Below are 12,168 nucleotides of genomic sequence, written 5' to 3'. Positions count from 1 at the left end.
CAAGCTACGGTTGGCAAACATCAACGGTGTGTCAAAAATAAATTATGAAAAATCTACTTTTCGTCCTTTTGTTATGTATCACTTCTGGTGGATTACTAGGACAATCGGCTACTACGCCAAGCATTAGTGTCATTGGTTATCAAGAGGGAGGCGTCAATCATTTACGTTGGGCCCCCGTAAATTATGCGAGTTGGCAGGTGTTGAGTCAGCAGGGCTACCATATTTATCGGTATCCAATGGGGGAGCGTGGCGCTGATTTCTCAGCAGGTGAACAATTGACAAGTATGCCACTGCGAGCTAAAAGCCTGGAAGACCTCAAAGCGCAATTTGGGCGCGACCATCAATTGGCGGCCATTGCTGCTCAGGGCCTTTACGGCAAAATAGAAATGGCCCCAGAGGCTGGCCTCGCTGGAGGGATCGTTGCTCGGCATACGCAAGAAGAAAACCTCTTTGGGTTTGCCATGCTTGCCGCTGATGCTGAACCTGAATTGGCGCTTGCATTGGCATTGAGCTGGGAAGACAAGACGGCTGTCGCTGGCAAAAGCTATATTTACGAAGTGGCCCCTGCAGTTGTGGAGAATGCAGTAGCTGTGCCAGGTAGGTACTTTTTGGAACCTACTGCTGAATTTCCGCTGCCACGTGTGTCAGCCTTGGAGTTGGTAGAAAAAGAACAAGAAATAAGCCTCCGCTGGAATCCCGCTGAGAACCCCTTCCCTGCTTCTGGCTACTGGATAGAACGCTCGTCGGATGGTGGTCGTAACTTTGAACGCCTCAACGAGGTTCCGTTTATCATTATTGAAAACAGTATCTCTGACTCGCTGGCTGGCGGGTGGGCCACCTTTCGGGTACCACTCACGGAAAATTATGTACCTGCCAGTTATAGAGTACGTCCTTTTGATGCCTTTGGCAGAGTGGCTGAAGATATTAGCTGGGTCGAAGGTATGGGCCGCGATCGTACGCCTCCATCAACGCCTTTGCCTCAGCAGGTACAACAACTTCCGGAGGGATCATTGATCAGCTGGCGGATGTTGGAGGAACCTGCAGATTTAGCTGGTTTCTTTGTGGCCTCGGGACCTACTGCCGAAGGGCCGTATTCGTGGGTCAATGAAAAACTGCTTACGCCCAACCAAAAAGCATGGTTGGATACCAAACCAGCGGCGCCTGGTGAAAAGCGTTACTATACCGTTACTGCTATTGATACCGCGGGCAACTTCGCACAATCACTACCTATCAATAATTTCTGGGTCGATAGTCTGCCTCCTGCTCCACCGCAAGGGCTAAAAGCACACATCGACACCACGGGGCTACTCTCCTTGGAATGGGCACCCAACCAGGAAAAAGACCTCATGGGCTACAATGTATTTTTCGCCAACGCGGATGATCACCTGTTTACCCAATTGAACAGTACGCCTGTAACAAACCCCAGCTACACCCACCATTTGTCACTTAAAACCCTAACGGAAGAAATCTACTACCGAGTGGTGGCGATGGATGGTTATTTCAACGCCAGTGACTATTCGCAGGTCTTAAAAGTGGATAAACCCGACCTAATCGCGCCGGTAGCTCCCCAAATTAAGCAAGTAACCATCGGCGCTACGAGTGTCGACCTACAGCTGCTACCCAGCCCTAGTAAGGATGTGACCCACACCGAAATCCGTCGCCGTGAACCAGGCCAAAGCAACTGGGAAAGCCTCACCCTACTGGAGGGCAAACCAGAGATTTACCAAGATCGTACGGCCCTTGCGGGGAAAACCTACCAATACAGTGTCAGGTGTCATGATGACGCGACGCTGTGGTCAGCTTCTTCGGCGGTTATGCAGGTTCAAATGACGCAGGCTTCCAACCCCGCTGGCATTGCGGCCATTCAATTGCAGATGACGAGCACGGGGAATGGCATCGAGCTTTCTTGGCAAAATCCCGTTGTACCATCCGGTTATCGGTTGTTGCTCTATCGCGCTGTCAATGAGGGGCCACTACGTTTGCTGAAATCATTGTCTGCCGAGGAGACTTCCTACCAAGATTTGAGCACCAATAGTGGTGACAGGTATCAGTATGGCCTGCAAGTAGTCTATGATTACGGCGGTGAATCTTTGCTGACAGAAAGTGAGTTTCTTCAATTTTAAGTTGAACTGTTTTAGGATGCATTAAGTCTCTTTATCCTTTGCCTCAAGGGGCGAAAGAGTCGTCTCGTGTCCCTATACTAAGTTATAAATCCCTATTATGAATTATTGGCAGTCTTCCTTTTTGTGTTTAGCTGTTTTCCTGTTGTTGTCATCAAATATTGCTACCCAGAACCTGGAAAACCTCGGGCAACAACCTGCGGTACAACTCAGTGGTAACTTGCAGTTGGGCACGCAGTTTTATCAAGCCAGTGGCATTGATGGGCGATCAACCTCCCCGAATTGGAACATGAGTGGCAGTGCCAACTTCCAATTGTACGAGGTGTCGTTGCCTTTTTCTTTCACCTTGGGGCAGCAAGGCCAACAGCTCAACTACCCACGATTTGCCCAGTTTGGGATGAGCCCAACTTACCGTTGGCTCAAGGTTCATGCAGGGTGGCGAAATCTCAATTTCTCGAATTACTCACTGGCGGGACACTCTTTCTTGGGGGTAGGCGTGGAGATGGACCCCGGTTTGTGGCGTATTGGTGCCATGTATGGGCGCTTGCGATCGGCACGGATGGCTACCACCAGTGTTGCAGGAGGACAGTTGCCTGCTCGTTACCAACGCAATGGAATGGCTTTCAAACTGGGCATTGGAGAAGATAATCAGTTTATTGACCTGATCTACTTTCAGGCCAAAGACGATCCCAATTCACTTCCTTCCGGAATGATAGATAGTACCTTGAAAGCAGCTGAAAATGCGATTGTGGCCTGTACCTGGCGGTTGCCTTTAGGCAAAAAGATAAACTTCACGGGCGAACTGGCGGGCAATATGCTCAATCGCGATCAGCGATCTAACCTCGCCGCAGATTACTTGTCTGCCAGTATTCCTACACCTTTGGAGGTACGTACTTCTACGCAGCTCAATTATGCCGTAAGGGGAGGGTTGGAGTTTGATTTTTCACCGGTATTATTACGCACAACTTTCGAGCGCATCATGCCCGAGTTCAATAGCTTGGGAAGTTACTTTTTTGCCAATGATTTACAGCGATGGCTGATTGCACCTAAAATCTCTTTTGCGCAACGGAAGGTAAACCTGTCGGGCTCACTAGGCCTGGAACGTAATAATTTGTTGGGTTACCGCTTAGAAACGACACGGCGGGTTGTTGGCAACGCTGTGTTAAACATCAACCCTAACCCGCGGTTTGGTGCGGATATTAATTTCACCAACTACAGCATTGATCAACTCGACAGTCGCTTGGATAATATCGACTCTGTAAGGGTAGCNATGGTGACGACCAACTACAGTGTCAGTCCGCACTGGCAATGGCAGGATAGCCTACGGTCGCAACAGATTTTTGTACTCGGGCAGTTTCAGGCGCTGAATGACCGCAACCCCTTTACGCGTGAATTCACGAACATGGAAACTTGGCTGGCGATGGTTTCTTATAACTTGGGAATACTCCCTAGCCAGTGGTCTTTCAATTTCTCATTACAAGCTCAGCGCATAGATGTTTACCCACTACGCACCAATCGTTTTGGTGGCAGTTTCGGGGTGAATAAATCTACCAAAGATGGTCGTTGGAGCGTCTCGCTACACAATTCTGTGTTTAAAAACTACCTTGATCAGGAAGCGGATGGCCTGTTGTTAAGCAGTAGTTTGAACCTAAGCTTCGCACCAGCTAAACGGCACCAGTTGAGCCTTTACACCAGTTTGAACCACAATAAATCTGAACAGTTTGCTAACTATACGGAGTTGTTTGGTGGCATTCAGTACCAATACAGGTGGCGGTAATTTCTTTTGTAAAGCTATTTTTACTTTGACTTTTCTAGCCACAGAGGCACTAAGACACGGAGTTTTTTTTTAAAAAAAACATCCCAATAGAAACCTCCGTGTCACTGTGCCTCTGTGGCTAAATTTACTACAAAGTGAGTATGGCTGTGTTACACCGCATCCTGTTTCTTTGCCAACAGCAACCATCCCGCCCATACCACACCAATGCCCAGGAGGATCAAAGCAATGAATTCTGCCTGGGTAAAACCTCCCAGCCCTTCGTGGCGATCATTAACTCGGATGCCTTCAATCAGGAATCGCTCCGCACCGTTGAACATAAGGTAGATGGCGAAAAGTAAGCCTGGCCATGCTGTCGTTTTTTTGCGTAAGCTCCAAAGAATGAGCCCGATGGTGAAGGCCATCATGGTTTCGTAAACGGAGGTAGGGTAAACGGCCTCTGCTAAATGATTGCAGTATTTTCCAACACAATCTGCCATTTCAACGCCACGATTGAGCACATTTCGAGGATAATCTTGGGCCCATAGCCAGTCGGGAAGAAACCACCAGTCTGGTTGTGCTGCTGCCGGGATTCCCCAGTCGCCATCACCCGCCAAGTGACAGCCCATACGGCCTACACCATAAGAAACAATTAGCGCCGGAGCAACAGCGTCGATTACCGGTAAAACGGGAATAGCTTTGCGCCGAAGTAAAATATAGACACCCACGAAACCACCAATCAAGCCCCCATAAATCGTCCATCCATCTCCTGAGAAAAGCTGCCCCATAGGATCAGCCAAAAAGGCTTGTGGTTGCTCAACGACAGTAAATAACTTGGCCCCAATAATGCCTGAGATAACCGCCACCGTAGAAATGTCCATGATCCTGTCGTGCGGGTAGAGTGTTTTGAGTTCTTCTTTAATGCCTTGTTTTTTACGCTGGCTATCCAGATAGAAGTAATAAGCAGTAAGCAGGCCTGCACCTATTATTCCAGCCAGCCAGTTTCCCTTACCGGAAATAATGATGCTCGCAGGGTCTGCTTGCATGGCGTCCAGATTTTGGGCGATGTATACGAGCTTAAAACCAACGATAAAACCAAAAAACGCATTGAGTACATAGTCCTGGATGTCCAATGGTGCATTACTGATGATTTTGGCTGGAACACCTTGGAATTGACCGATTTCAGCACGCCGTTGGAGTTCTTTTTTTAGCAAAAATGCTGCTGTCAGTACTGCCATAGCAACGAGCAAACCAAAGGTCTTAAAGATGCTCAGCCAGTTGTCTGTAGCAGTGCCAAAGAGATCGTGAAAGAGGTAGGAAAGATCGGGGTACATGCGCTGTTGGTCTTGGTATTTGGGTAATTAGTAACGCAAGGATAAGATTTATTACCGTTTTTTAGAGAATTTCGGAGCCCTATGAGCTGATATTGTTGCTATAAATCCCCCCGTATCTCATTTCAATGTAGCCTATTACCGCATCAATCTCTTCGTCTGTCAGCTTTTCAAAGCTATTCATAATGGTTGGCCCCCACTCCTCCCAAAGCTTTTGTGCGCGTTGATTTTCGCCCGAAGCGATCATCTCTTGTGAGTTCCTGATCCATGCGTACAAGGCTGTGTCACCACCATGATCCCTCCAGTGCTCACGGATTTCGCCTAGTGCAGGCCCCGTTAGGTTGGTCTTCATGTCGTTAGCATGGCAGGCCGCACAATTGTTGCGGAAAATGCTTTTACCTAATTCTAAATCTTTGTACTTAGGGTCGTTCGCCCATTTTTCAATAGGCGACACGGTTCCACAATAAAAGATTTGTGAGGAGTTTGGTCTTTGCCATTCACTGAAGCACAGTAGGAAAAACAAGCCCGTGAGTAAGAGCCAGCATAAAGTGGCGATTGTTGAAAAGTGGCGTAGCATAGGTGTTTTGCTTTTTTCGGTTACCTTGGCAGATGGTTTTGCTCTACTTTTTACTATACAGAAGGTCAGCGAACCTAAAGTTAAAAGAGATTTTCAAGAATCATATAGCACACATCCCTGAAATCCCTATCTTTGTGAACTTTACGAAAACCAAACATGGCAAGTAACGTTTCAGCCAACAATGGGACAATTTTTACGCTCAATCTTCTGGCAACCAATGAAGAAGAGCAACCCATCTATGTTGTAGGTAACTTTAATCGTTGGCGGGTAGCTGATGAGCATTACCGGATGCGGGAGGTTGCTACAGGTCATTTTCGGTTGGAACTTCCACTCAACGACCTTCCTGAAATACTCGAATATAAATATGCTCGTGGCAGTTGGGATCATGTAGAACTCGACGATAATGGCAATGATCGCCCCAATCGACAGGTTTTGCGCTCCCATCATGAAGTCACAGATAAAGTAGCTCGTTGGAAACAGGACCGGTTTTCTTTCCCAGGGGCTTTCTTGCCCAAGATTGAAATCATCGAGAACGATTTCGAGATGCCGTCATCCGTACAGACCCGACGGATTGCAGCTTTACTTCCTCACGATTATTATGAAACAGATCGGCATTATCCCGTTTTGTACCTACAGGACGGGCAAAACCTTTTTGATGATTATGCACCTTATGGCAACTGGGCCGTAGATAAACGCTTGGCGCAACTACAGCAGGAAGGCCGGGGTGACGTCATCATTATCGCCATTGACCATGCCATGGATAAGCGGATCGTAGAGTTTACACCTTCTACCACTGAAACCCGCTTTGGTAAAGGACAAGGCCGTTCTTATGTCAAATTTTTAGCCGAAAGGCTCAAACCCTATATCGATCAACGGTTTCGAACCCTTACTGATGGCCATAATACCGGTATCGGAGGCAGTTCAATGGGTGGACTGATCAGCATTTATGCTGGTATGATGTACCCGGAAGTCTATGGCCGCCTGATGGTCTTTTCGCCATCACTTTGGGTTACCCCCAATATTCCTTTCCAGCTGCTGAACCTGAAAGATCCTTTTTCAGGAAGGGTTTATCTCTATGGTGGTAAAAAGGAAAGTGCCACAATGATCCCTAACCTGCAACGATTAAAGAAAGCTTTGGAAAATCAGGCTTCAAGAACAAAGCCGGAATTTTTCCTCTCCGTCGATCCAGAAGGGGAGCACAATGAATCCCGCTGGGGAGAAGAGTTTCCTATGGCATTGAGCTGGCTTTTCTTTCACGATCAATTAACCACCACCTAGGATCCCAAAAACCTAAAAATGACGCTACAATTTCAATCGGATTTCCAACAACAAGCACAGCAAACAATTATTATCCCGGTCAGTCAAGACCAGGGACAAATAGCTGCTGCTCCACTTGCAAAGATTAGTCAATTACTTGGGCAACAGAAAGATGTGATTCTTCGCAGCTTTAAAGCTGGAGCCAAAGAAGTGATGAGTCTTCCCAGTGGCGACCAATTATTTGTCCTTCTAGGCTTGGGTGCTAACGTCAATTTTAGTAAAACCTTACAAGCTTTTCAGCACCTTTCCAGCAAGCATAGTCATTTGCTTACTGCAAAGACGACCCTTCTGTGGCCAGCCACGGAAGGAGATGATTTATTTGGGTTGCTTAGTGAAGCTGCTGTCAACGGGCTGTGGCAAGGGAGCTACCATTTAGGGCGTTATAAGACCAGTAATGGTCAATCTAATGTCGTGCAAGGAGCCGATTTCGAACTGAGCATTGTTTTACCTGAAGACCAATTAGCTGCGGCTAAAGAATACTGCCAACGGGGATTAATTATCGCCCAGGCACAAACGGAAGTGATGGCGCTCGTTAATGCGCCCGCAAATTATAAACATCCTCATGACCTTGCAGCTTGGGCAAAAGCTTCGGCAGAGAAGTACGGCTATCAGGCGACCATCTGGGACAAAGACCAGATTACTAAAGCTGGGATGCACGCTTTGTTGGCCGTTAATTATGGAAGCCCTGAACCACCGGCTTTTATTTTTCTGGAATACAAAGGCCCTAACCGTAATGGCACCCAGCCCAAAATCGGTTTGGTAGGAAAAGGCGTAACCTTCGATACTGGTGGCTTGTCCATCAAGCCTTCCACCAATATGCACTACATGAAGAGTGATATGGGTGGCGCTGCAGCGGTTCTGGGAACGATGGAAGCTGCTGCGCGGTTAAAATTGCCAGTACATTTGGTCGCAGCGATTCCTTCGACGGACAATTCCGTGGATGCCTTGGCAGTAAAGCCTAGTGATGTTATTTCCTCTTACAGCGGTAAATCCATCGAGATCATCGATACGGATGCAGAAGGTCGCTTGATTTTAGCTGATGGTTTGTCGTATGTCATCCGTGAACACGCACCACAAGTCATCATTGATTTAGCAACTCTCACGGGCTCTAGCGTTCGGACTTTCGGTTATCAGGCAGCAGCTTTGTTTAGCAATGACGACCAACTGGCGCATCATCTAGAGCAGGCTGGCCGGCAAACCGGCGAACGGGTATGGCGTCTACCTATTTGGGAAGAATACGGCGACGATATGAAATCGGATGTCGCTGATATCAAAAATTTCAGTGGCCGCCCGGTGGCAGGTGCGATCACCGCTGCCAAGTTTCTGGAATTTTTCACGGATAACCACCCTTCTTGGGCACACCTCGATATTGCGGGCACCGCTTTTGGCGATACACCTTACGGGAAAGGCAAGGCAGCTACGGGCTATGGCATACGGCTATTGATCCAGTTTTTGATGTCGGTTACGCAAGAGTAAGGGTTTGGAGATTAGCTATTCCAAAGAAGATTATACGGCTTTTTGTGCCACTTTGCCAGACTTACCACTCTGTTGCGAGCCTTGGTACCTGGATGCCGTTGTGGAAGAGGGACAGTGGTCGGTAGTGTTGGTGATGGATGGGAAGAAGGCACTTGCCGCCTTTCCTTATTTTCACAAGCATCGGATGGGATTGCATTACGTGACGATGCCTTTGTTTACCAAGTATATGGGGTTTATTCCTGGTCTGGAGCTTAGGCAGCATCCATCCCAAGAAGTCCTAAGTTCACTCTTAAAAGCACTACCGCGCTTTGCTGGGATTGACCAACAATTTAGCCCCTTGGCTAATGATTTTATTCCACGGCTTCCAGATAGTTTCCAGACATTCGCCTATCACACGCACCGTCTATCGTTGGGCCAAGGGCAGGACTGGCGCTCGGGGATTAACCGAAATATGCGCCGGAATATTCGCAAGGCCGATGCTTTACTTACGCTAAAAACGGAACTTGATCTTTCTACTTTTCATCAAATAAACGAACTGAGTTTTACTCGGCAGGGGCTCGCTCTTCCTTATTCTTTTGCGCAATTAGAGCGCCACGATCAAGCTTTGGCTAAAGCCGGAAGAAGGCAGATTTTTGCGGCAGTGGATGCAGACGATAATATTCACTCCGTTGCTTATGTGATGTGGGATAAACAAGCAGCTTATTACCACCTTTCCGGCGATGACCCTGAGCTGCGCAACAGTGGATCAGGTATCTGGCTCATCGCCCAGGCCCTTGATTTTACCCAGCAGCAATTGAAATTACCCATCTTTGATTTTGAGGGAAGCATGATTCCAGCCATCGCTGCGATCCGGGAACAATTTGGCGCTACTAAGACCACTTATTACCGGGTGCAGCAGCAACGTTCTTATCTGTACCGTGCATTGAAATGGTGGAGGAATAGGAGGTGATATTTACCGTCCTCGTGTATGCGACATTGCCAGCTTTTGCTGTGTATGACTGTTGTATGCCTTGTGGGCATTCGTTTTTTTTATTAGCAACAAGATTTGTTTTCTTGGATAGGTGGACAAGGAACTGTTCCGTATGAGCAATAAACACAGCAATCTCCTTCTTTTGGTTTTAAAACCGTTTTACAATTCTCACATTCGTAGAAAAATTGACAAGCATTTGTTGGCATATCTTCTACCTTTTTATGTCCGCATTTTGGACAAGTAATTTCTGATTTTAATTGGACTTCCATTCGTTTTCTTTTTTGTCGGTTACTTTATAACCTGTTGAGTTAATTGCTTTCTCGATTTCCGTTTCGTTGGTTTTGGTTTTGTCAAATTCAACGATTGCATTTCCATTTTCGTAGGATGCTTTTGAGTTCACAATTCCGTTGAGTTTATTTACTTCGTGATTTACGTGTTCTTCACAACTCGCACAAGTCATTCCGCTGATTTTAAATTCAGTCGTTTTAATGTCCAATCTGTCAACTACGATTATTTGCTTGTCTGTGTTTGGATAGAAAATTCCTGAATAGTAAGGGAAAGCCAACATCACAATTGCAAATACAGTTACGATTCCTAAAAAGGTTTTTGACTGAATAAACTTTGGTTTTTCGTCCGTCTCACATTCACAGTCAATTTCTTTTTGGGGGTTTAGTTTTTGATACCAAGCAAAACCAAGAACCAAAATTGTCAGTCCAATTAAATAAGGTCTAAAAGGTTCAATCCAAGAAAATGTTGAAGCAATTCCGCTTGTTCCTGCGATTAGAGCCAAAACTGGTGTAATACAGCATAAAGAAGCTGTAATTGCAGTTAATAAACCTGCACCAATTAGGTTATTTTCATTTTTCATATCGTTTCTGAAATTTTGTTTTTGTCAAGTATTTCAAAAAACGGGTTTAGCATTTTTTTGTATTCATCCGTGAGTGAATAAAAAATTGTTTGAGCTTCTCTATCCGTTTCCAATAGATTTCGGTCTTTCATTTTTCTCAAATGTTGTGAAATGGCAGAAATATTCATTTCGAGAATATCGCTTAAATCACAAACGCAAAGTCTTTTTTCTTCAAAGAGTAGGTAGAGGATTTTTAGTCGAATGCTATTTCCGACTAATGAAAGTCCATTTGCCAAATAGTCGAACGATTCATTTAATTCTGAAACCGTGTCTTTGCAACGATTTATTTGTTCAATATCAGCCTGTTGTCTTATGCAAGAGTTATTTTTCATATGGCAAAATTACACTAATTGCTTATTTAAGCAAGTGCTAAAATAAAAATTTTAGTTTTTTCTAATGAAATACAACCTGTTTTTACACGCTCACTTATACACCCCGCACAAAAAGCCGCACCTACCGACCAATCCCCTCCCGCTCAACACTCAACCAATTTCGATACGGCGCCTGACCAAGGCGGCCAGAAAGTAAGAGTACCTCTAAATAATCCTGATAAAGCTGCTGCTGTTCTTCCAGCAAAAGCTGCTGTCGGTAAAAGATACCTCCTTGAGCACGCAGCAATAATTCAGGTTCAGAAACGCCCAGCTCCGCCAAACGCTGAGGAGCAAATTGATCTATGTAGCCCTCCAGGCTTGTTTTTGCCCGGTCGTAACTGTCCAGCTGGCTGGCGAGCTGCCCCTCCGCTGAGCGTAATTTTTCCAGCCAGCTTCGGGTCTTCTCGGCTTCTTGCCAAGCTTCTTCGCGCTGCTCTAGCAAAAGGTATTGGTTTTTCACACTCCGGGCCGACCGAAAAGGCAGTGTGACGCCTACGCCCAGGGTAAGTTGTTCCTTAAGAATAGGATTGTTATCTCCCTGGTAACGGACTTGAAGAAAGTTGAGCCGGTTGCGTTTCTCCGCCTGTTCCGCGGCCAATTCCAGGGAGACCAATTCTTTCTGTGTCTTTTGTGCCTGCACGGACCAAGGCAAAACGAGCGTATCCAATTGCCACTCTTGCCAGTAAAGGGCAATGTCTGCTGGTGTAGGCAAAGCCGGAAAGACGATACTGTCAACTGGAGTATCCAACCAGTTATTACCAAGTCTGGTCAGGAGTTGTAGCTTTTGGCTGCTTTCTGAATACTGCTGTTGGAATGCCAAACGATCATCCTCGAGTTTCAGAAGATCATCATAACTACGCTGCCCATTTTGGGCAATGCGTTGCCTGATGAGCTGTTCCTGATCCTGATACCAGGGCGTTTGTGTGTTTGATGTTTCCAACTGTTGCTGATGATACCAGACATCAATCAACAATTGGTAGCGATGGAACAGCAACTCTTCCAAGTAGGCTTGTTGTGCATAGTAGCGAAGGGAGCGCTCTCCTTGATTGATCCCTTTTTGCACCTTGACTTGCCGCCGCGAGTTGAATTTGAATCGCAGCGCATACTCCTGTAGGTTGGGGTCAAATTCATGGGTTTCTGTACGAAACTCCAACTCCTCTAAATAGGGGATGTCAAGCGGTGATTGGTTAAAGAAAGCCTCGTTGCCTAGTTGCTGTTGGTAGGCTTCGTCTTGTAGTGCAGTACCGAGGATGTCAGTACTGGTGGCCGTTTGTTGAGCGGAAACAAGAAGGCTACAAATTATCAGGATAGACAACATCAACCCTTTGTGCAAATTCTTCATCATA

At 46.4% G+C, this 12,168-nt stretch carries 10 protein-coding genes; 4 read left to right on the top strand and 6 right to left on the bottom strand.

What is annotated here, in order from left to right:
* The first annotated feature begins 44 nt into the window (after nucleotides 1–44).
* The gene (locus A3EU_RS0110225) at nucleotides 45–2,123 is read left to right on the top strand and encodes a fibronectin type III domain-containing protein (protein ID WP_020536063.1); all 2,079 of its coding nucleotides are present in this window, start codon (nucleotides 45–47) and stop codon (nucleotides 2,121–2,123) included.
* A gap of 1,923 nt (nucleotides 2,124–4,046) precedes the next feature.
* Here A3EU_RS0110225 and A3EU_RS0110215 read toward each other — a convergent pair.
* The gene (locus tag A3EU_RS0110215; protein ID WP_020536061.1) at nucleotides 4,047–5,207 is read right to left on the bottom strand and encodes a prolipoprotein diacylglyceryl transferase; all 1,161 of its coding nucleotides are present in this window, start codon (nucleotides 5,205–5,207) and stop codon (nucleotides 4,047–4,049) included.
* Between the two features lie 79 nt (nucleotides 5,208–5,286).
* A complete protein-coding gene (locus A3EU_RS0110210) occupies nucleotides 5,287–5,781 on the bottom strand; it encodes a c-type cytochrome (protein ID WP_020536060.1) in 495 nt (164 codons plus the stop codon).
* A gap of 156 nt (nucleotides 5,782–5,937) precedes the next feature.
* Between A3EU_RS0110210 and A3EU_RS0110205 the strand changes: the two genes are divergently transcribed.
* From A3EU_RS0110205 to A3EU_RS0110195, 3 genes are read left to right on the top strand one after another with little or no spacing between them, the layout of a single operon-like run.
* Nucleotides 5,938–7,059 (top strand): alpha/beta hydrolase, encoded by a 1,122-nt coding sequence (locus A3EU_RS0110205; protein WP_020536059.1) that lies wholly within the window; start codon nucleotides 5,938–5,940, stop codon nucleotides 7,057–7,059.
* A gap of 18 nt (nucleotides 7,060–7,077) precedes the next feature.
* Nucleotides 7,078–8,574 (top strand): leucyl aminopeptidase family protein, encoded by a 1,497-nt coding sequence (locus A3EU_RS0110200; protein WP_020536058.1) that lies wholly within the window; start codon nucleotides 7,078–7,080, stop codon nucleotides 8,572–8,574.
* Between the two features lie 4 nt (nucleotides 8,575–8,578).
* Nucleotides 8,579–9,523: a GNAT family N-acetyltransferase gene (locus A3EU_RS0110195; protein ID WP_020536057.1), complete on the top strand. Its 945-nt coding sequence runs from the start codon at nucleotides 8,579–8,581 to the stop codon at nucleotides 9,521–9,523.
* Between the two features lie 83 nt (nucleotides 9,524–9,606).
* Here the strand turns inward: A3EU_RS0110195 and A3EU_RS35260 are convergent, their stop codons facing one another.
* The 4 genes from A3EU_RS35260 to A3EU_RS0110180 all read right to left on the bottom strand — a co-directional run bounded on the left by A3EU_RS35260 (nucleotide 9,607) and on the right by A3EU_RS0110180 (nucleotide 12,167).
* On the bottom strand, nucleotides 9,607–9,813 hold the full coding sequence (locus tag A3EU_RS35260; protein ID WP_071596856.1) for a GDCCVxC domain-containing (seleno)protein: 207 nt from the start codon (nucleotides 9,811–9,813) through the stop codon (nucleotides 9,607–9,609).
* Nucleotides 9,798–10,412 (bottom strand): mercuric transport protein MerTP, encoded by a 615-nt coding sequence (gene merTP, locus A3EU_RS0110190; RefSeq protein WP_020536056.1) that lies wholly within the window; start codon nucleotides 10,410–10,412, stop codon nucleotides 9,798–9,800. Before merTP ends, A3EU_RS35260 begins: the two co-directional genes overlap by 16 nt.
* Nucleotides 10,409–10,783 (bottom strand): ArsR/SmtB family transcription factor, encoded by a 375-nt coding sequence (locus tag A3EU_RS0110185; RefSeq protein WP_020536055.1) that lies wholly within the window; start codon nucleotides 10,781–10,783, stop codon nucleotides 10,409–10,411. Before A3EU_RS0110185 ends, merTP begins: the two co-directional genes overlap by 4 nt.
* A gap of 121 nt (nucleotides 10,784–10,904) precedes the next feature.
* Entirely contained in the window at nucleotides 10,905–12,167 is a 1,263-nt protein-coding gene (locus A3EU_RS0110180) for a hypothetical protein (RefSeq protein ID WP_020536054.1), read from the bottom strand.
* Between the last annotated feature and the right edge of the window lies 1 nt (nucleotide 12,168).

This window comes from Lewinella cohaerens DSM 23179 (assembly GCF_000379805.1).
Taxonomy (GTDB): Bacteria; Bacteroidota; Bacteroidia; order Chitinophagales; family Saprospiraceae; genus Lewinella; species Lewinella cohaerens.
This window is presented reverse-complemented; position numbering and strand designations above follow the sequence as displayed.